This is a genomic window from Rathayibacter sp. VKM Ac-2929 (genome assembly GCF_022815495.1).
Classification (GTDB): Bacteria; Actinomycetota; Actinomycetes; order Actinomycetales; family Microbacteriaceae; genus Rathayibacter; species Rathayibacter festucae.
On record NZ_JALGRV010000001.1, the window covers coordinates 517,570 to 537,246 of the forward strand.

Genomic DNA, 19,677 nt, shown 5'->3' on the forward strand with positions numbered 1-19,677 from the left:
ATACGCCCCACCAGGGCTGCTCGACCAGCATGCAGCGCCTGCGGGTCAGCCGGTGAGCATGCAGCGCCGCGCTCAGCCGCTGAAGGTCAGCCAGAGGAGCAGGCCGTTGAGGACGATCAGGAAGAGGGCGGCGAGGATCGCGCCGAGGGTGGTGAACCAGCGGTTCGCCTGGTCGCCCATCAGGGCGCGGTCGCGGGTGAGGGCGACGAGCGGCACGAGTGCGAACGGGATGCCGAACGAGAGCACGACCTGGCTGAGCACGAGCGCGCGGGTGGGGTCGAAGCCGATCCCGAGGACGATCAGCGCCGGGATCAGCGTGACGAGGCGGCGGGCGACGAGCGGCACCCGCAGGTTCAGCAGCCCGTGCATGATCTCCGCGCCGGCGTAGGCGCCGACCGAGGTCGAGGCGAGGCCGGAGGCGAGGAGCCCGACCGCGAAGAGCGTCGCGACGACCGGGCCGAGGGCCGCGCCGATCGCGGCGTGCGCACCCTCGAGGCTGTCGGTGCCGGCGACGCCGGACAGCGAGTGCGCGGCGAGCAGCAGGATCGCGAGGTTCACGGTGCCGGCGATCGCGAGGGCGACGGTGACGTCGATCCGGGTAGCGGTGAGGATCCTCCGGCGGGCGGTCACCCCGTCGACGCGGCCGAAGCGATCGCGCGCGAGAGCCGAGTGCGCGTAGATCGCGTGCGGCATCACGGTGGCGCCGAGGATCGACGCGGCGAGGAGCACCGACTCCGAGCCGTCGAAGCGGGGGAGGAGCCCGGCCGCCGCCGCGCCCGCGTCCGGCGGATCGACGACCACGCCCACGGTGAAGCCGACGGCGATGACGACCATCAGCGCCGTGATCACGCGCTCGAACGGCTGCGCTCCGCCGCGGGTCTGGATCACCAGGAGCACCAGCGACACGGCCCCGGTGACGAGTCCGCCGGCGAGCAGCGGCAGTCCGAACAGCAGGTTCAGCGCGATCGCGCCGCCGATGACCTCGGCGAGGTCGGTGGCGATCGCGACGGTCTCGGCCTGCAGCCAGTACGCCCGCCGGCCCCAGCGGCCGCGGAGGCGCTCGCCGAGCAGCTCGGGCAGGCTCTTGCCCGTCATCAGGCCGAGCTTGGCCGAGAGGTACTGGATCAGCCAGGCCATCAGATTGCCGAGGACGACGACCCAGACGAGCAGATAGCCGAAGCGGGCGCCCGCCGTCATGTTGCTGGCGACATTGCCCGGATCGAGGTAAGCCACTCCGGCGACCATGGCGGGGCCGAGCAGTCTGAGCAGGCGTGCATCGGCCGGACCCCGCGTCGTGGCGGTGATCGGAGGGGTCATTGCAGGCGGTGTCCGTTCCGGTCGGCGGTGACGCGAGGACCCCCACGATAGGGCACTCCTCTGCGCTGAACCACTCTCGCGCGGACCGTGCCGGGGCCGCGTCCGGGGGTCTCGGCGACCCCCGTCATCCGGCGATCCGCGGTTGATACGCTGGCCCACATGACCCTCGATCGAGCCCTTCCCGCACGCCCGGACACCGGGATGGCGTACGCCGATTCGGTGCTCGACCTGATCGGCGACACCCCGCTCGTGAAGCTCGGCCCGGTCGCCTCCGGCGTGCAGGCCACCGTCCTGGTCAAGGTGGAGTACCTCAACCCCGGCGGCTCGTCCAAGGACCGCATCGCGACCCGCATCATCGACGCGGCCGAGCGCGACGGCCTGCTGAAGCCCGGCGGCACGATCGTCGAGCCGACCAGCGGCAACACCGGCATCGGCCTGGCCCTCGTCGCGCAGCAGCGCGGCTACCGCTGCGTGTTCGTCCTGCCCGACAAGGTCGGCGAGGACAAGCGGAACGTGCTCACCGCGTACGGCGCCGAGATCGTCGTCACCCCGACGGCCGTCGCTCCCGAGGACCCGGACTCCTACTACTCCGTCTCCGACCGGCTGGCGCGCGAGATCCCGGGCGCCTTCAAGCCCAACCAGTACGCGAACCTCAACGGACCGCTGAGCCACTACGAGACCACCGGCCCCGAGATCTGGCGCGACACCGCCGGCAAGCTCACCCACTTCGTGGCGGGCGTCGGCACCGGCGGCACCATCAGCGGCGTCGGCCGCTACCTCAAGGAGGTGTCGGAGGGCCGCGTGCAGATCGTCGGCGCCGACCCGGAGGGCTCGGTCTACTCCGGCGGCGGCGGGCGCCCGTACCTGACCGAGGGCGTCGGCGAGGACTTCTGGCCGAGCGCCTACGACCCGAGCGTGGTCGACCGGATCATCGCCTCGAGCGACGCGGAGTCGTTCGCGATGACCCGCCGCCTCGCCCGCGAGGAGGGCCTGCTGGTCGGCGGCTCGAGCGGCCTCGCCGTCTCGGTCGCGCTCAAGGCCGCCGCCGAGCTCGGACCCGACGACGTGGTCGTCGTGCTGCTGCCCGACGGCGGGCGCGGCTACCTCGGCAAGATCTTCAACGACCGCTGGATGCGCTCCTACGGCTTCCTCGAGCACCGCGAGGAGGGCACCGTCCGCGACGTGCTCTCGGCCCGCGCCGCCAACCCGAGTACCGGCGATCTGCCGGCCCTCGTGCACGTGCACCCCAGCGACACCGTCCGGGACGCGATCGAGATCATGACGACCTACGGCGTCTCGCAGCTGCCCGTCCTCACCGCCGAGCCGCCCGTGGTGATGGGCGAGGTCGTCGGAGCGGTCGACGAGCGCGAGCTGCTCGACCGCGTCTTCAGCGGCGCGACCTCGATGACCGATCCGATCGGCGCCTCCGCCGGCGACGCGCTCCGGCTCATCGGCCTCGGTGAGAGCATCACGGCGGCCCGCGCCGCGCTGAGCGAGGCGAACGCCCTGCTCGTCACCGACGAGGGGAAGCCCGTCGCCGTGATCACCCGGCAGGACCTCCTGTCGTTCGCGACGGCCTGAGCGCCGCCCTCCCCCTTCTTCTCCACCCCCTCGACCAGGAAAGCCCCGCGATCATGCCCAAGAAGCAGCACTTCGACACCCGCGCCATCCACGCCGGTCAGGAGTTCGACCCGACCACCGGCGCGGTCGTTCCGCCCGTCTACATGACGTCGACCTTCGTCCAGGACGGGATCGGCGGCTTCCGCGGCGGCTACGAGTACGCCCGCTCGGCGAACCCGACCCGCGATTCGCTGCAGGAGCTGATCGCCTCGCTCGAGGGCGCGGACGTCGCCTACTCGTTCTCCTCCGGCCTCGCCGCCGAGGACACGCTGATCCGGGCGGCGCTCGCTCCCGGCGACCACATCGTGCTCGGCAACGACGCCTACGGCGGAAGCCACCGGCTGATCGACCGGGTGCACGCGGCCTGGGGCATCTCCAACACCGCGGTCGACATGTCGAACCTGCGCGAGGTGCAGCACGCCATCCGCCCCGGCGAGACCAAGATGCTCTGGGTCGAGACGCCGTCGAACCCGCTGATGACCATCAGCGACATCGCGGAGCTGGCCGACCTGGCGCACGCGCACGACCTGATCGTCGTCGTCGACAACACCTTCGCCTCCTCGGCGCTGCAGCAGCCGCTCGCGCTCGGCGCCGACGTGGTCGTGCACTCGACGACGAAGTACCTCGGCGGGCACTCGGACGTGGTCGGCGGGGCGCTCGCGCTGCGCTCCGGCCCGCTCGCCGAGAAGGTCGCCTTCCTGCAGTTCGCGGTCGGCGCGATCTCGAGCCCGATGGACGCCTGGCTGACGGTGCGCGGGATCAAGACGCTCGCGATCCGGATGGAGCGGCACTCGAAGAACGCGCAGGCGGTCGCCGAGTTCCTGGCCGGGCACTCCGCCGTGACGGCCGTGCACTACCCGGGCCTGCCCTCGCACCCGGGCCACGAGCTGGCGAAGCGCCAGATGTCGGGGTTCGGCGGCATGCTCTCGGTCGAGCTGGCGACGCCGCGCGCGGCGCGCAAGTTCGCGGAGTCGACCGAGCTGTTCCAGCTGGCGGAGTCGCTGGGCGGCGTCGAGTCGCTGATCGGCTACCCCAGCGAGATGACCCACGCGTCGGTCAAGGGCACGCCGCTCGAGGTGTCGGAGTCGCTGGTGCGGCTGTCGGTCGGCATCGAGGACGCGAGCGACCTGATCGCGGACCTCGCGGCGGCGCTGCCGAAGAAGTAGCGGTGGTGCCGGAGGAGCGTGCGGACTGGCGCTCCTCCGGTGGCCCGTGGCAGTTCTTCGAGGGGCGCGGTGATCCTGCCACTGTCAGCATCGGAGGCATGACCTCCTCCGCGCGCCGCATCGTCGATCTCAGTCACACCGTCGCGGACGGGCTGGTGACCTACCCGGGCCTGCCGGCGCCGCGGATCCGGCCGCACCTCACGCGGGAGGCGTCGCGAGCGGCCTACGCACCGGGCACGGAGTTCGCGCTGGACGTCATCGAGATGATCGGCAACACCGGCACCTACCTCGACAGCCCGTTCCACCGCTACGAGGGCGGCACCGACCTGGCCGGGCTCGACCTCGAGACGCTGGTCGACCTCCCCGCCGTCGTCGTCGACGCGCGCGCGGCGGGACGGCGCGGGATCGACCTCGACGCGCTCGGCGGACTCGACGTCTCCGGGGCCGCGGTGCTGCTCTCGACCGGCTGGGACGCGCACTTCGCCACGCCCGGGTACGCGAGCGGCGCGCCGTTCCTCACCGCCGCCGGGGCGGAGGCGCTGATCGCCGGCGGCGCGGTGCTCGTCGGCATCGACTCCGTGAACATCGACGACGTCGAGGGCGGGGGCGAGCGGCCCGCCCACAGCCTCCTCCTCGCCGCGGGAGTGCACGTCGTGGAGCACCTCCGCGGGCTCGAGCAGCTCCCCGCCACCGGAGCCCGCTTCACCGCGGTGCCGCCCAAGGTGAGCGGCTTCGGCACCTTCCCGGTGCGGGCCTACGCGGTCCTCGGCGGCCGCTGAGACCACCGGCCGTCCAGGGGTGCCTGGTTATCCTGGACCGATGCACTCCGCCCTCGCCGCGCTCGGCCGACGTCTCCGGCCCCGCACGCGCCTCGCCGCGCTGGGGGCCCGGCTCCGCCCCCGCACCCGCCTGCTCCGCCTGGCGCACCGCGCCCGATCCGCCCCGCAGAACCTCCGTGAGCGCCGCGCCGCGGTCGTGGCCGCCCGCCCGATCGACCACCCGCGCTCGCTCGCGTTCCGGCGCGAGCTGCTCGGCCTCGACCTCGCCAACCGCGTCTCGCGCCGCTCGGTCGTCGACCCGGCCGGCGAGGTCGTCGTCACGATGACGACCCACGGCGAGCGGATCCGGCGCGTGCACGTGGCGATCGAGTCGATCGCCCGCGGGTCCGCCCGCCCGGCCCGGCTCGTGCTCTGGCTGGACGACCCGGCGCTGTTCACCGCGCTGCCCGCGAGCCTCGAGCGCCTGCGCCGCCGCGGCCTCGAGATCCGGCTGGTCGACGGCTACCGCGTGCACACCAAGTACTACCCGCACCTGCTCTCCGGGCGGGCGGGGGAGCGCGACCTGGTCACCTCCGACGACGACATCGTCTATCCGCGCAGCTGGCTCCGGGGTCTGCTCGACGCCCGCTCGCGCTACCCGCGCGAGACGGTGCTCTGCTACCGCGCGCACAGGGTGCTCGTCGCCGACGGTGTCGTCGCTCCGTACACGAGCTGGCCGCCCGTCGCGGACACGCGGGCCGGTTTCGACGTCTTCGGCACCTCGGTGTCCGGGCAGCTGTTCCCGAGCGAGCTGATGGTCGCGATCGCCGAGCACGGCGACGCCTTCCGGGAGGTCGCGCCCGACGCCGACGACATCTGGCTGCACGTGCGCGCCGTCGACGCGGGCTACCGCGTCGCGCAGATCGAGCCGGCCGCCGAGCTCTTCCCGTTCGTCCCGCGGACGCAGCAGACCGGCCTCTACCTCGTCAACTACTGGGACGGCGGCAACGACCGCCAGGCCGGCGCCAGCTACACGCCCGAGGTCACCGCCCGCATCGCCGCGGACGCCGGCAGGCAGGGGGCGAGCGCATGAGACTCCTCTTCCTCAGCAACCTCTACCCGCCGCAGGTGCTCGGCGGCTACGAGATGACCTGCGCCCGCGTCGCCGAGGCGATGGCCGCCCGCGGCCACGACGTGCGGGTGCTGACCACGCCGACCTACCTGCCGCCGGAGCCGTCCGGCGTCGAGGTGCACCGCACCCTGAGCCTCCGCACCTACTTCCCGCTGCCGCAGACCGGCGGCGAGATCGCCCGGCTGATGCACCACGAGAGCGCGGTGTCGCGGTTCGAGAACACCCGCATCCTGCTCGAGGAGCTGCGCGACTTCGCCCCGACCCAGGTGGTGGCCTTCAACCTGCTGGGCATCGGCGGGCTCGCGATCGTCGACCTGCTGCGCCGGGTCGAGGCGGGCTGGCTGTGGAACCTCGGCGACCGCACGCCGAACGCGCTCGTCGACGGCCTGCCGGAGAAGGTGCTCGCGGTCTACGGCGCGGACCGGGCCGACCACTTCGACCGCGGCGAGATCGTGGCCGTGAGCCGCTCGCTCGTCGAGACGATCGAGGCGGGCGGGCTGCAGCTCGGCGACGTCGAGGTGATCGGCCGCGGCGTCGTCGTGCCCGAGGACGACGGCCCGCGGACGTACCGCGAGGGCGGCGTCACGCGCTTCACCTTCGCGGCGTCGCTGGGCGAGCACAAGGGCGTCGACCTCGTGCTCGAGGCGTCGGCCGCGCTCGCCGAGCGGACCCGCGACTTCCGGGTCGACCTCTACGGCGACGGCGACGTGGATGGCTACCGTGCCCGCGCCGAGGCGCAGGGGCTCGAGGGCGTCGTGACCTTCCACGGCCCGCGCCCCCGCGACGAGGTGCTCGCCGCGCACGGGCGCGCCGACGCCTTCCTCTTCCCGACCTGGGCGGGCGAGCCGTTCGGCGTCGCGCCGGTGGAGGCGGCCGCGGCCGGCTGCGTGCCGATCGTGACCGCCGCGAGCGGAGTCGCCGAGTTCCTCGTCGACGGGGTCGACTGCGTCAAGATCCGCCGCTCGGCGCCCGCGCTGCTCGAGGCGATGAGCGACGTGGTGAGCGGCGCGACCGACCTCGAGGCCCTCGGCCGGCGGGGGCGCGCGGCGGCCCGCGGACCGCTCTCGTTCGGGCGCTCGATCGAGCTGCTCGAGCGGTCGCTCGAGCGCCGCTCGCGACCGGGCCTCGCCGAGCGCGCCGCCGATACGGCCCTCGAGGCCGAGATCATGGACAAGGACCACCGCGCGATGGACGTGCTCCACCGCCGCTTCTCCGGACGGGACGACGAATGACCGACGACCACGACTTCAGGGCCGACCCCGCCTCCGCACCGACCCGCTTCGGCCGGGGCGGCGTCGCCCTGCGCGAGGCGGTGCACCGGATGGTCGCGCCGTACTTCGAGCAGGCGCGGCTGCGCACCGAGGAGGTGCGCGAGGAGGTCGCGGCGGTCCGCGGCGAGCTGGCCGGGCTCCGGGACGAGCTCGCGGCGGTGCGCGCCGAGACGGCGGCGCTGCGCGAGGAGACGGCCGGGCTGCGCGCGGCCCTCGACGAGGACCGGGCCGCGCTGGCGGAGCTGCGCCGCGAGACCGAGGAGTCGCTGGCCGTCACTCCGCCGCTGCTCGCCGCCGGCGAGTCGCGGACGGCCGACCTCGAGGAGCGCGTCCGCGGCGCCGAGCTCGAGCTGCGCGCGGTGTCCCGCCGCCTGGCGGAGGCGCTGGACGCCGCCGACTGAGTCCGCGAGCCTCAGGGATCAGGCGTCGGGGTGCATGCGGGAACCGGGGCCCGATTCAGGTGTGTTCGTGGACGTCCGTCAGGCCGGGACGGCCGTGCGGGCCAGGAGCTCCGCGATCCGGCCGGTGCAGCCGCCGCAGCCGGTGCCGGCCCGGGTGGCCGAGCCGATGCAGGCGACCGTGTCGTGACCCGCGGCCGCCGCGTCCGCGATCGTGCCGGCCGAGACGCCGTTGCACCAGCAGACCGTCGCGTCCGGAGCGAACGGGTCGCCGGTCGGGGCCGCGCCCGCGTCCGGAGCGTCGAGCCGCAGCAGGCTCGAGCGGTCGGCCGGCAGCTCGGAGCCGCGCTCGAACAGCAGCGTCAGCTCCGCGCCGACGCGCGGCAGGCCGACCGAGACGAAGCCGCGCAGCACTCCGCCGACGGTGACGAGCTTGGCGTAGCCGCCCCGGGCGGGATCCGCCCAGACGGTGACCTCGGGGTGCGGGGCGCCGTCGCAGGCGTCCCAGGGCTCGGCCGTCGGATCGCCGCCCGCCACCAGGTCGACGCCCTCGGCCTTCAGCATCACCACGGCGGGGCGCGCCGACGGCACGCGCTCGTCGGCGAGGCGACCCGCCGCCTCCGCGACGATGCGGGCCGCGAGGCGGTCGGCCTGCTGCCAGCCCGGCCCGATCAGCCCGCTCGGACCGCCGGGCACGCGGCCGTCCGGCAGCGCCGAGCCCCGGGCCGCGACGTGGGCGCAGTCGCCGATCGCGAAGACGCACGGGTCCGTCCAGCTGCGCTGGTGCTCGTCGACGAGGATCCCGGTCGAGACCGCGAGGTCGGCGCTCGCCGCGAGCTCGGTGCGCGCCCCGACGCCGCAGGACAGCACGAGCAGGTCGCCCTCGATCTGCTTGCCGTCCGCGCAGACCAGCGCCTGGAAGTGCGCGCGGCCCAGGTCGTCGTGGGCGAGCAGGATGCTCTCGGAACGGGCGTGCGACACCATGTCGACGCCGGCGGCGCGGGCGGCCGCGGCGAGCATCCGCCCGCCGCCGTGATCGAGGTTCCGCCCCATCGGGATGTCGCCGTGATGCACCACGACGACATCGGCGCCCTGCTCGGCGGCGGCGAGCGCGAACTCGACCCCGAGCACCCCGGCGCCGAGCACCACGATGCGGGAGCGGGCGCGCACCGCGTCGAGCACGACGCGCGCGTCGTCGAGGTCGCGCAGCGCGACGACGCGCTCGGGCAGCGGGCTCGCGCCCTGATCGAGCGTCTCGGGCAGTGCCGAGCGCACCCGCCGGTCGCGCCGCGAGCGCTCCATCCCGGCGAGGGTCGGCACGTTCGCCCGGGCCCCGGTCGCGAAGACCAGGCGGTCGTAGGGGAGGCGCTCGTCGTCGTGCAGGCGGACGACCCCGCGCGCGCGGTCGAGGCCGACGGCGGCGGCCCCGAGCCGGAAGACCACGCCGGCCGTCTCGGCCGTGGCGCGGTCGCCGAGGTCGAGCCGCTCGCGGGTCGCCCGCCCGACGGCGTACTCGGCCAGCAGGACGCGGTTGTAGGCGTCGGCGGATTCCGCGCCGACGACGGTCAGCGCGACCGCCCCGGCGCGGACGGCCGGCAGCAGCTCCTCGACGAAGCGCGCGCCCACCGGCCCGTAGCCGAGCAGGACGATCCGCTCGGGCGCGACCGCTCCGCTTGCCGCCCTCATCGGCTCAGACATCGAGCACCCCTTCCGCTCGGATCCAGACCCGCGTCCGCTTGAACTCCGGCATCGAGGAGATCGGATCGACGACCGCCTCGGTCAGCAGGTTGGCGCACTGCTCGCCCGCGTAGTGGAACGGCAGGAAGACCGTGTCGTGCCGGATGTCGGCCGTGACGCTCGCGCGCGCCCGCACCACTCCGCGCGCGTTGCCGACCGAGACCGGTCCGCCGTCGCGGACGCCGAGCCGGGAGGCGGTGGCCGGGTGGATCTCCAGCCGCGCCTCGGGGCGCGCCGCGTCGAGCTCGGCGACCCGCCGGGTCTGCGTGCCCGACTGGTACTGCTGCAGGTAGCGGCCGGTGATCAGCGTCAGCTCGGCGCCGACGTCGACCGGCGCCGGGGGAGCGGTGCTGACGGCGACCATCCTGGCCCGGCCGTCGGCGTGGCCGAAGTGCTCGCCGAAGAGCCGCGGAGTGCCGGTGCTGCCGGCGGGGTACGGCCAGTACGCGGCGATCCCGGTGTCGAGCAGCGCGTGCGAGAGCCCGGAGTAGTCCGCGACGCCGCCGGCCGAGGCGCGGGCCAGCTCGTCGAACACCTCCGCCGGGTCGGTCGACCAGGTCGACGGCGCGGCGAGGCGGCGGGCGAGCTCGCTCAGGATCCACAGCTCGCCGCGGACGCCGGCGGGCGGGTCGAGCGCGCGGCGGCGGCGGAGGACGCGGCCCTCGAGCGAGGTCATCGTCCCCTCCTCCTCGGCCCACTGCGGCACGGGCAGCACGATGTCGGCCAGCGCCGCGGTCTCGGAGAGGAAGAAGTCGCAGACGACCAGCGTGTCCAGCGCGGAGAGCCCGGCCCGCACCGCGTCGACGTCGGGCGCCGAGACGACCACGTTCGAGCCGTGCACGAGCAGGCAGTGCACCGAGCGGCCGAGCTCGGCGAGGAGTGCGACGGCCGGCAGCCCCGGCCCGGGGATCGTCGACGGATCCACGCCCCAGACGCCGGCGACGTGGCGCCGCGCCTCCGGATCGCGGATCGAGCGGTAGCCGGGCAGCTGGTCGGCCTTCTGCCCGTGCTCGCGACCGCCCTGGCCGTTGCCCTGCCCGGTGAGGGTGCCGTAGCCGGAGCCCGGCCGCCCGACCAACCCGAGCACGAGCGCGAGGTTGATCGCGGCGGTCGCGGTGTCGGTGCCGTCCACGTGCTGCTCGACCCCGCGGCCGGTCAGCACGAAGGCGCGACCGGTGGCGAGGCGGCGGGCGGTGCGGCGGAGCAGCTCGGCCGGCACGCCCGTGACGGAGGCGGTGCGCTCCGGCCACCAGGACGCGACGCTCCTGCGCACCGCGTCGAACCCGGTCGTGCGCGCGGCGAGGTAGTCGCGGTCGGCCAGCTCCTCAGCGAGGACGAGGTGGGTGAGGCCGAGCAGCAGCGCGAGGTCGGTGCCGGGCGCGGGCTGCAGGTGCAGTCCGGCACCGTCCTCGGTGAGCCGGGCGGTGGCGGAGCGGCGCGGATCGACGACGATCAGCCCGCCGCGCGAGCGCGCCCCGGCCAGGTGCGCCAGGAACGGCGGCATGGTCGCCGCGACGTTCGAGCCGAGCAGCAGGATCGAGTCGGCCTCGTCGAGGTCGGTCACCGGGAACGGCAGCCCGCGGTCGACGCCGAAGGCCCGGTTGCCGGCGGCGGCGGCCGAGGACATGCAGAACCGGCCGTTGTAGTCGATCCGCGAGGTGCCGAGCGCGATCCGGGCGAACTTCCCCAGCTGGTAGGCCTTCTCGTTGGTCAGCCCGCCGCCGCCGAAGACCGCGACCGCGTCCGCTCCGTGCCGTTCCTGGGTCTTCGTGACGGCCGCTGCGACCGCGTCGAGCGCCTCCGCCCAGGTGACCTCGGTGAAGGTGCCGTCCGACCCGCGCATCAGCGGCGCGCGCAGTCGCTGCCCGCTCGCGAGCAGCTCCGCGGCCGTCCAGCCCTTCGCGCAGAGCCCGCCCCGGTTGGTCGGGAACTCCCGCCCCGCGATGCTCACCGGCGTCGGGCCGTCGACCCGGGTCAGCGTCATCGCGCACTGCAGGGCGCAGTACGGGCAGTGCGAGTCGGTCGGGGCGGGAGCGGCGGTCATCGTCAGATCCGGGTCCCGGTCTTCGCGGCCAGGCGGAGGTAGACGCCCGCCGTGATCGCGAGCATCACGGCGTAGGCCGCGACGAACCAGCCGAGCGCCGTCGTGTAGTCGCCGAAGGTCGTCTTCGAGTAGCCGAGCAGCTGCGGGATGACGAAGCCGCCGTAGGCGCCGATCGCCGAGATCAGGCCGAGGGCCGCGGCCGCGGTGCGCTGTGCGCCGACTCCGTCGTCGCCCTTCTGCCGGGCGCGCAGGGCGAAGACGGTCGGGATCATCCGGTAGGTCGCGCCGTTGCCGATGCCCGCCGAGGCGAACAGCACGAGGAAGCCGACGAGGAAGAGCCAGAAGCTGCCGAGCGGCAGCGTCGCGATGACGAAGAGGATGCCGGCGCCCATGGCGACGAATGCGGCGATCGTCACGGGTGCGCCGCCGAAGCGGTCGGCGAGCCGGCCGCCGTAGGGCCGCGAGAGCGAACCGACCAGGGCGCCGAGGAAGGCGAGCGTCAGCGTCGCGGAGCCGACGGAGAACTGCGAGAACTCGGGGAAGGTGTCGGCGATGAGCTTCGGGAAGACGCCCGCGAAGCCGATGAACGAGCCGAAGGTGCCGATGTAGAGCACCGCCAGCAGCCAGAGGTGCGGCTCGCGCAGCGCGGCGAGGGAGGCGGCGACGTCGGCCTTCGCGGTCGAGAGGTTGTCCATCCGCTTCCAGGCCCCGATCATCGCGACGATGATCAGCGGCACCCAGATGAGGCCGGCGAGCGGCAGGTTCACCGTGGCCGCGGCGCCGATCGTGACGGCGATCGGGACGATCAGCTGCGCCACCGAGGCGCCGAGGTTGCCGCCCGCGGCGTTCAGGCCGAGTGCGTAGCCCTTCTGGGCGTGCGGGTAGAAGAAGGTGATGTTGGCCATCGAGCTGGCGAAGTTGCCGCCGCCGAAGCCGGCCAGCGCCGCGACCAGGAGCATCACGCCGAAAGGCGTGTCCGGGTTCCCCACCGCGACCGCGAGTCCGATGCTCGGGATGAGCAGCAGGCCGGCCGAGACGATCGTCCAGTTCCGCCCGCCGAAGCGGGGGACCATGAAGGTGTACGGGATCCGCAGCGTCGCGCCGACGAGGCTCGGCATCGAGATCAGCCAGAAGATCTCGCCGGTGCTGAAGTCGAAGCCCGCCGCGGGCAGCTGGACGACCACGACCGACCAGAGCTGCCAGACGACGAAGCCGAGGAACTCGGCGAAGATCGACCAGCGCAGGTTGCGGCCGGCGACCTGTCGCCCCTCCGCCTGCCACTGCGCGGGGTCCTCGGGGTTCCAGCCGTCGATCCAGCGGCCGGGGCGGCGGGTGAGGCCCGACGGGGCGGTCGTCGCGGGGCCGGTGGTGGCGGGGGCGGTGGTGGGCGGTGCAGCAGTCATCGGATCCTCCGGGGAGTGGGCGCGGGCGCGCCGAAGAGAGTGCGGGGCGAGAGAGCGGGGAGCGTGCGGGGAGAGAAGGACAGAGAGAAGGTCGAGCGGCCGGGCGCTTACGCGCTGCGGCCGAAGAGCTCGGAGACGATGTCGACCAGCTCGCGCGCGGGCGGGTCGACGGCGGTGAGCAGCGGGGCGGTGGCGAGGTCGGCTCCCGCCGAGGCGGCGAGCGAGGCGAAGTAGCCGGGGGCGAGGAGGTAGGTGGAGACGAGCACGCGGGCGCCGGGGTGGGCGGCGCGCTCGGCGGCCACCGCCTCCGGGACGCGCGGCTCGGCGGCCGAGATGAAGGAGACGGCGACGTCGCGGCCGAGCTCGGCGGCCAGGAGGCGGCCGGTGGCCCAGCAGTCGGCGACCGCGCCGGAATCGCTCGAGCCGGCCGCGGCCAGCACGACGCGGTCGCCGTCGGCGAGACCGGCCTCGCGCAGGCGGCGGGCGAGGACGCGGGCGAGCCGCGGGTCCGGGCCGAGGGCGCCGGTGACGCGGACGGGACGGTCCGCCTCCGCCGCGGCCTCGGCGAGGTCGACGTGCACGTGGTAGCCGGCCGAGAGCAGCAGCGGCACGACGACGGCCGGGCGGTCGGGCTCGAGCGTGCCGAGGGAGGCCGGCACGTCGGGCTGCTGCACGTCGACGAAGGAGTCGAGGACTTCGGCCGCGGGGTTCGCCTCGCGGACCGCCTGGACCAGCGCGGCGACCGCGGTGCGGCCGTCGTCGTCGGAGGTGCCGTGCGAGGCGCAGACCAGCGCTGTCCGCTGGGCGACCTCGATCACTCCGCCCGTCTCCCGCACGCTCCAGGTGGCGAGGTGAAGCCGCGGCGAGGTGTAGCAGACGCCCGTCTCGAGGTCGAAGACGTCCTTGTGCAGGGGCGAGGCGATCGTCGCCCGCTGCACGCCGTCGACCGCGCGGGAGCCGACGATGCCGCGGGAGAGGACGGCCGCGCCGGTCGCCGGGTCGAGGTTCGAGACGGCGAAGACGCGGCCGTCGGGGAGGAGGAACAGCGCGAGCTGCACGCCGCCGACGAGCGCGGCCTCGCCCCAGAGCGGCTCCAGCTCGAGCCGGTTGCAGACGGGGACCCAGGTCGCGGCCGGCGCGGTGCCGGCCGGAGCGCTGCGGGCCGTCGTGGGGCCGGCGGTGACCTGCTGATCGAGGAGGGTCATCGTCCCGCCTTCCGAGGAGGAGTGCTGCCCGCGGCCGGTCGGCGGCGGTGAGGCCCACGGTAGAGAGCCCACGTTTCGCGGGAGCACCCCTCCGGAGTCACGGGCGTAACGAAGCCCTCACGATGCCGGTCCGCTGTCGTGAGAGGTCGGTCACACGACGTTACGCAGGGGCAACGGGGGCGAAACCGCGCCTGCCTACGGTGGAGCCCATGACATCCCGAGGTGCGTTCCCCACCGGCCCCCGACGCGTGCTCGTCGTCGGCGCCGGCCCCGCCGCCCACCGCCTGGTCGACGCGCTCGTCGCCCGGGCCGGCGCCACCGCCCTCGAGATCACCGTCTTCGGGGAGGAGGCGCACCACCCCTACGACCGCGTCGCCCTCTCCAAGCGCCTCGAGGGGATGACCGACCTCACCCTCGGCGACGGCGCGCTCTGGGAGTCGGCGACGCTCGTCACCTCCTCCCGCGTCGTGGCGCTCGACCCGGAGCGCTGCCGGGTGCAGCTCGCCGACGGCCGCTGGTTCGAGGGCGACGAGATCGTGCTGGCCACCGGCTCCTCCGCCACCGTGCCGCCGATCGAGGGCGCCGAGCACGGCCGCGTCTACCGCACCCTCGAGGACGTCGACGGCCTCGTCGCCGACCTCGCCGCCTTCCGCGCCCGCCGCGGCCGCCCGGCGAGCGTGGTCGTCGTCGGCGGCGGACTGCTCGGCCTCGAGGCCGCGGGCGGCGCGCACCGGCTCGGCGCGCGCACCGCGCTGATCCACTCCGGCCGCTGGCTGATGAGCGCCCAGCTCGACGAGGGCGCGGGGCAGGCGCTCGGCCGCATCATCGCGGCGCAGGGCGTCACCCTGCACCTCGGCAACCGCCCCACCGCCGTCCTCACCTCGCCGCAGGGCACCGTGCTCGGCGTCACGATGACCGACGGCACCAGCATCGGCGCCGACATGGTCGTCTTCTCGATCGGCATCACGGCGCGCGACGAGCTCGCCCGCGCGGTCGGGATCGAGGTCGCGCCCCGCGGCGGCGTCGTCGTCGACGAGGCCTGCCGCACCAGCCGCCCGCACGTCTGGGCGATCGGCGAGGTCGCCGCGATCGACGGCCGCACCGTCGGCCTCGTCGCCCCGGCCAACGCGATGGCCGAGGTCGTCGCCGACCGCCTGCTGGGCGGCGACGCCACCTTCCCGGGCGTGGACGACGCGACCAAGCTCAAGCTCTCCGGGGTCGAGGTCGCGAGCTTCGGCGACGCGCTCGGCGCGGGGGAGGGGGCGCTCGAGGTCGTCTACGCCGACCCCGCCCGCGGGCTCTACCAGAAGATCGTCGTCTCGGACGACGCGCGCACCCTGCTCGGCGGCATGTTCGTCGGCGACGCCGGTCCCTACTCCTCGCTCCGCCCGCTGCTCGGCCGCGAGCTGCCCGCGGAGCCCAGCGCCTACCTCGCGGCGGCCGGCGGCGAGGCGCCCTCGGGCGACCTGCCCGACGACGCGCAGCTCTGCTCCTGCAACAACGTCTCGGTGGGCGACGTCCGTCACGCGATCGGCGAGGGCTGCACCGAGCTCGGCCCGCTGAAGGCCTGCACCCGCGCCGGCACCCAGTGCGGCTCGTGCGTGCCGCTGGTGAAGAAGCTGCTCGACACCGAGCTGACCCGCGCCGGCGTCGAGGTGTCGCGCGCGCTCTGCGAGCACGTCTCGCTCAGCCGGAGCGAGCTGTTCGAGTCCGTCCGGATCCTCGGCCTGTCCTCGGCCGAGCAGGTGATGGAGCGCTTCGGCTCGGGCCTGGGCTGCGACGTCTGCAAGCCGGTGATCGCCTCCGTGCTCGCGACCCAGACCAACGGCTACATCCTCGACGCCGGCCAGGCGCCGCTCCAGGACACCAACGACCGCGCGCTCGCCAACATGCAGAAGGACGGCACCTACTCCGTCGTCCCGCGGGTGCCGGGCGGCGAGATCACGCCGGCGAAGCTCAAAGTGATCGCGGAGGTCGCCGAGCAGTACGGCCTCTACACGAAGATCACCGGCGGCCAGCGGATCGACATGTTCGGCGCCCGCCTCGAGCAGCTCCCCGAGATCTGGCGCATCCTCGTCGACGCCGGCATGGAGTCGGGCCAGGCCTACGGCAAGTCGCTGCGCACCGTGAAGTCCTGCGTCGGCTCGACCTGGTGCCGCTACGGCGTGCAGGACGCGGTCGGCATGGCGATCTTCCTGGAGGAGCGCTACCGCGGCCTGCGCTCGCCGCACAAGTTCAAGCTCGGGGTCAGCGGCTGCGCCCGGGAGTGCGCCGAGGCGCGCGGGAAGGACATCGGCGTGATCGCGACCGACACCGGCTGGAACCTCTACGTCGGCGGCAACGGCGGCTACCAGCCCGCCCACGCGCAGCTGCTCGCGCAGGACCTCGATGACGAGACCCTGGTCCGCTACATCGACCGCTACGTCATGTACTACGTCCGCACCGCCGAGCGCCTGCAGCGGACGGCGCGCTGGCAGGAGGACCTGCCCGGCGGCCTCGACCACGTCAAGGAGGTGGTCTGCGAGGACTCGCTCGGGATCGCGGCCGAGCTGGAGGCGGCGATGGCGACCCACGTCGACACCTACGTGGACGAGTGGGCGGCGACGCTCGCGGACCCGGACCGGCTGCGCCGCTTCCGCTCCTTCGTCAACGCGCCCGACACCGCGGATCCGCGGGTGAGCACCGTGCGCGAGCGCGGGCAGAGCCGTCCGGCGGGGCGCGACGAGCGCTCGGACGGGCCGGTGCTCGTGGCCGGGACGTCGATCCCGATCGGGCCGGGCGCGGTGTCGGTCGTGGGGCCGTCGGCGTCGGTGCCGGCACCCGCGACGCTCGCGCCGTTCGCTCCCTCCGTCTCCTCCGGGTCCGCCGCCTCCGCCGCCTCCGCCGCCTCCGCGATGCCCGGATCGGAGGCGTGATGCAGCTCTCCGTCGATCTCACCGGCCGCCGCGTCCTCGTCGTCGGCAGCGTCGTCGGCACCCGCCGCGTCCTCGCCCGCTACCGCGCGGCCGGCGCCCTCGTGGAGCGCTGGGACGCGGACGACGCGCTGTGCCTGCGCCTCGCCTCCGCGTCGCTCCTGCCCGCGGCCCGCCCCGCCCTGCTCGCCTGGGTCGAGGGCGCAGCGTCCCTCCGCGCGGCCGCGGCCGCGGAGGCCGCCCGGCACGGCGTCTGGGTCGTCGACGAGGCGCCCGCCGCGCACCGCGGCGTCGGGCACGTGAGCATCGTCGGCGGCGGACCCGGCGACCCCGAGCTGATGACACTCGCCGCGCACCGGGCCCTCCGCGAGGCCGACGTCGTGCTCTTCGACCGCCTCGGCCCGCACGACGGCCTCGCCGACTGGGCGCCCGGCGCCGAGCTGATCGACGTCGGCAAGACCCCCGGCCACCACGCCGTGCCGCAGCACGAGATCGAGCGGCTGATGGTCTCCCGCGCGCTCGACGGGCTCGACGTCGTCCGGCTGAAGGGCGGCGACCCGTTCGTCTTCGGCCGCGGGTCGGAGGAGGTGCGCGCCTGCCGCGTCGCCGGCGTGCCGTTCACGATCGTCCCCGGTGTCACGAGCGCGATCTCGGTCCCCGCCGCCGCCGGCATCCCGGTCACCCACCGCGAGGTCAGCCGCGCGTTCACCGTGGTCTCGGGCCACGCGCCCTTCAGCGAGGAGGAGCTCGGGCACCTGGCCGGGCTCGGCGGGACCCTGGTCGTGCTGATGGGCGTGAACACGCTCCCGCACCTCGTCGCGGGGCTGCAGCGCGCCGGGATGGCCGCCGGCATGCCGCTGGCGATCGTCGAGCGCGGCTGGTCGCACGCCCAGCGCACCACGATCTCCTCGGTCGGCGGGGTGCTCGGCCTGCTCGCCGAGCTGGCGCCGCGCTCGCCCGCGGTCATCGTCATCGGCGAAGTCGTGCGCCAGGCGGCGTGCGATGATGCTCAGGATCCCGAGAGCATCGCCCGCGCGGTCGATGCGCTCACCCTGTGACCGCCCGAGGGGGCCGCTGATGACCGGCACCGAGGCGAGCGGCGAGGCGACCGGTGCTGTCGCGAGCGCCGCCCCCGGCGCCGACGGACCCGACGCCGACGCCGCATCGCCCGGCTTCCGGCCCGACCAGCTCGTCGGCTTCCGCATCGGCGTCACCTCCGACCGCCGCTCCGAGGACCTGATCGCCGCCTTCGAGCGCCGCGGCGCCGACGTCACCCACGCCCCCACCATCCGTATGCGCGGCGTCGACACCGAGGGCGTCCTCGAGGCGGAGACCCGCGCGATCGTCGCCGCGCGCCCCGACGTCCTGCTCGCGACCACCTCCTACGGCATGCGCCGCTGGCTCGAGGCGGCCGACGCCGCCGGCCTCGGCGACGACCTGACCGACGCGCTCTCGGACGCCCGGATCCTCGTCCGCGGCCCGAAGGCGCGCGGGGCCGTCCGCGCCGCCGGCCTCGACGACCACGGCATGAGCGAGCGCGAGACCACCACCTCCCTCGTCGACCTCGCCCTGCGCGAGGGCGCCGCCGGCCGCACCGTCGCCGTCCAGCTGCACGGCTTCACCGACCCGGCGCAGCTGCAGCGCCTCACCGACGCCGGCGCGACCGTCCTCACCGCCGCCCCCTACCGCTGGAGCGCGCACGAGGACTCGGCCCGCGTCCTCCGCCTGATCGAGGCGATCTGCTGCGGCGGCCTCGACGCCGTCACCTTCACCAGCGCGCCCGCCGTCGAGGCGCTGTTCACCGTCGCGGAGGCGGCCGGCCGGCTCGACGAGCTCCAGGCCGCCTTCCGCGAGACCGTCGTCGCGGCCGCCGTCGGCCCGGTCACCGCCGCGCCCCTCGTCGAGGCGCAGATCCTGCCGATCGTCCCCGATCGCTTCCGGATGGGCGCGCTCATCCGCCTCACCTGCGAGCACCTCGAGCAGTCCGCCCCCCGCATCGACACCGACTACGGCCCCCTCGAGCTGCGCGGCCGGCATGCGGTGCTCGCCGGAACGCGCGTCGCCCTCACCCCCGTCGCCCTCGCCCTCTTCCGCACCCTGGTCGCCGCCGAGGGCGCCACCGTCGCGCGCTCCGTCCTCGCCGCCGCTGCCCCCGAGCCCCTCGACGACCACGCCGTCGACGTCGCCATCAGCCGCCTCCGCCAGGCCCTGCCCGAGCCGCGCCTGGTCGCCACCGTGATCAAGCGCGGCTTCCGCCTGTCCACCCCCACGTAGGCCCGCGGGTCTCCGCACGGCGATCCGCGGCGTTGTCGTCGGTTGCGATACCGCCGGTATCGCGCCCTCCTCCGCCTTGCGGCTCACCGCGCGGAGGCCCGCGGGCGGTTCGGCTTCCGCACGGCCGCCTGCGGCGTTGTCGTCGGTTGCGATACCGCCGGTATCGCGCCCTCCTCCGCCTTGCGGCTCACCGCGCGGAGACCCGCGGGCGGTTCGGCCTCCGCACGGCCGCCTGCGGCGTTGTCGTGGGAACCATCGGACGCGCGATGGGGTCTGCACGTCTACCTTCGCCCCGTTCGGGTCCATTCGCGCGGGCCGGGTCCGTCGAGTGGACGCGTGCGGGGGTGTGCGAACGAGGCGGACCCCATGTCGCGTCTCTTCGAGGAGGCGGCTGCGGATCGATCCGCGAGTGGACGCATGCCGGGGCGTGCGCGGGTGCC

Annotated in this window: 14 protein-coding genes; 9 read left to right on the forward strand and 5 right to left on the reverse strand. The window is 74.7% G+C overall.

Translation table 11 applies throughout. The features are described from left to right. Positions 1-72 precede the first annotated feature (72 nt). Positions 73-1,317: an Nramp family divalent metal transporter gene (locus MT355_RS02355; protein ID WP_243598381.1), complete on the reverse strand. Its 1,245-nt coding sequence runs from the start codon at positions 1,315-1,317 to the stop codon at positions 73-75. A gap of 201 nt (positions 1,318-1,518) precedes the next feature. Between MT355_RS02355 and MT355_RS02360 the strand changes: the two genes are divergently transcribed. The 6 genes from MT355_RS02360 (at position 1,519) to MT355_RS02385 (ending at position 7,665) form a co-directional block, all read left to right on the forward strand. After that, positions 1,519-2,898, forward strand: coding sequence for a cystathionine beta-synthase (locus MT355_RS02360; RefSeq protein ID WP_123447782.1), 1,380 nt, complete (start codon positions 1,519-1,521; stop codon positions 2,896-2,898). 53 nt (positions 2,899-2,951) lie between these two features. After that, positions 2,952-4,103 carry a cystathionine gamma-synthase gene (locus MT355_RS02365; protein WP_123447781.1) on the forward strand — a complete coding sequence of 384 codons (1,152 nt, stop codon included), beginning with the start codon at positions 2,952-2,954 and terminating at the stop codon, positions 4,101-4,103. A 98-nt stretch (positions 4,104-4,201) separates the two neighbouring features. Next, positions 4,202-4,882 (forward strand): cyclase family protein, encoded by a 681-nt coding sequence (locus MT355_RS02370; protein WP_243598382.1) that lies wholly within the window; start codon positions 4,202-4,204, stop codon positions 4,880-4,882. A 40-nt stretch (positions 4,883-4,922) separates the two neighbouring features. Beyond that, positions 4,923-5,954 carry a hypothetical protein gene (locus MT355_RS02375; protein ID WP_243598383.1) on the forward strand — a complete coding sequence of 344 codons (1,032 nt, stop codon included), beginning with the start codon at positions 4,923-4,925 and terminating at the stop codon, positions 5,952-5,954. Next, the gene (locus MT355_RS02380; protein WP_243598384.1) at positions 5,951-7,225 is read left to right on the forward strand and encodes a glycosyltransferase family 4 protein; all 1,275 of its coding nucleotides are present in this window, start codon (positions 5,951-5,953) and stop codon (positions 7,223-7,225) included. Before MT355_RS02375 ends, MT355_RS02380 begins: the two co-directional genes overlap by 4 nt. Then, entirely contained in the window at positions 7,222-7,665 is a 444-nt protein-coding gene (locus MT355_RS02385; protein WP_243598385.1) for a hypothetical protein, read from the forward strand. The genes MT355_RS02380 and MT355_RS02385 overlap by 4 nt, the downstream gene beginning before the upstream one ends. A 78-nt stretch (positions 7,666-7,743) precedes the next feature. On the opposite strand, the gene MT355_RS02390 is transcribed toward MT355_RS02385, so the two are convergent. From MT355_RS02390 to nirD, 4 genes are all read right to left on the reverse strand, one after another. Next, a complete protein-coding gene (locus MT355_RS02390; RefSeq protein ID WP_243598386.1) occupies positions 7,744-9,360 on the reverse strand; it encodes an NAD(P)/FAD-dependent oxidoreductase in 1,617 nt (538 codons plus the stop codon). Continuing rightward, the gene (locus tag MT355_RS02395; protein ID WP_243598387.1) at positions 9,353-11,443 is read right to left on the reverse strand and encodes a molybdopterin oxidoreductase family protein; all 2,091 of its coding nucleotides are present in this window, start codon (positions 11,441-11,443) and stop codon (positions 9,353-9,355) included. The genes MT355_RS02390 and MT355_RS02395 overlap by 8 nt, the downstream gene beginning before the upstream one ends. 2 nt (positions 11,444-11,445) lie before the next feature. Further along, entirely contained in the window at positions 11,446-12,846 is a 1,401-nt protein-coding gene (locus tag MT355_RS02400) for an MFS transporter (RefSeq protein WP_243598388.1), read from the reverse strand. 107 nt (positions 12,847-12,953) lie between these two features. Next, positions 12,954-14,051, reverse strand: a complete 1,098-nt coding sequence (nirD, locus tag MT355_RS02405; protein WP_243598389.1) for a nitrite reductase small subunit NirD — start codon at positions 14,049-14,051, stop codon at positions 12,954-12,956. A gap of 209 nt (positions 14,052-14,260) precedes the next feature. On the opposite strand from nirD, the gene nirB reads away from it, so the two are divergent. From nirB to MT355_RS02420, 3 genes are read left to right on the forward strand one after another with little or no spacing between them, the layout of a single operon-like run. After that, the gene (gene nirB / locus MT355_RS02410; RefSeq protein WP_243598390.1) at positions 14,261-16,966 is read left to right on the forward strand and encodes a nitrite reductase large subunit NirB; all 2,706 of its coding nucleotides are present in this window, start codon (positions 14,261-14,263) and stop codon (positions 16,964-16,966) included. Further along, complete coding sequence (gene cobA, locus MT355_RS02415) at positions 16,966-18,021, forward strand: uroporphyrinogen-III C-methyltransferase (protein ID WP_243598391.1); 1,056 nt, start codon at positions 16,966-16,968, stop codon at positions 18,019-18,021. The genes nirB and cobA overlap by 1 nt, the downstream gene beginning before the upstream one ends. Before the next feature lie 19 nt (positions 18,022-18,040). Next, positions 18,041-19,237, forward strand: coding sequence for a uroporphyrinogen-III synthase (locus MT355_RS02420; RefSeq protein ID WP_243598392.1), 1,197 nt, complete (start codon positions 18,041-18,043; stop codon positions 19,235-19,237). Positions 19,238-19,677 lie beyond the last annotated feature (440 nt).

Coding starts and splice junctions, on each gene's coding strand:
- MT355_RS02375 (WP_243598383.1), top strand. CDS start 4,923: ATGCACTCCGCCCTCGCCGCGCTCGGCCGACGTCTCCGGCCCCGCACG.
- MT355_RS02390 (WP_243598386.1), bottom strand. CDS start 9,360: ATGTCTGAGCCGATGAGGGCGGCAAGCGGAGCGGTCGCGCCCGAGCGG.
- nirB (WP_243598390.1), top strand. CDS start 14,261: ATGACATCCCGAGGTGCGTTCCCCACCGGCCCCCGACGCGTGCTCGTC.
- MT355_RS02370 (WP_243598382.1), top strand. CDS start 4,202: ATGACCTCCTCCGCGCGCCGCATCGTCGATCTCAGTCACACCGTCGCG.
- MT355_RS02365 (WP_123447781.1), top strand. CDS start 2,952: ATGCCCAAGAAGCAGCACTTCGACACCCGCGCCATCCACGCCGGTCAG.
- MT355_RS02395 (WP_243598387.1), bottom strand. CDS start 11,443: ATGACCGCCGCTCCCGCCCCGACCGACTCGCACTGCCCGTACTGCGCC.
- MT355_RS02355 (WP_243598381.1), bottom strand. CDS start 1,317: ATGACCCCTCCGATCACCGCCACGACGCGGGGTCCGGCCGATGCACGC.
- cobA (WP_243598391.1), top strand. CDS start 16,966: ATGCAGCTCTCCGTCGATCTCACCGGCCGCCGCGTCCTCGTCGTCGGC.
- nirD (WP_243598389.1), bottom strand. CDS start 14,051: ATGACCCTCCTCGATCAGCAGGTCACCGCCGGCCCCACGACGGCCCGC.
- MT355_RS02385 (WP_243598385.1), top strand. CDS start 7,222: ATGACCGACGACCACGACTTCAGGGCCGACCCCGCCTCCGCACCGACC.
- MT355_RS02400 (WP_243598388.1), bottom strand. CDS start 12,846: ATGACTGCTGCACCGCCCACCACCGCCCCCGCCACCACCGGCCCCGCG.
- MT355_RS02380 (WP_243598384.1), top strand. CDS start 5,951: ATGAGACTCCTCTTCCTCAGCAACCTCTACCCGCCGCAGGTGCTCGGC.
- MT355_RS02420 (WP_243598392.1), top strand. CDS start 18,041: ATGACCGGCACCGAGGCGAGCGGCGAGGCGACCGGTGCTGTCGCGAGC.
- MT355_RS02360 (WP_123447782.1), top strand. CDS start 1,519: ATGGCGTACGCCGATTCGGTGCTCGACCTGATCGGCGACACCCCGCTC.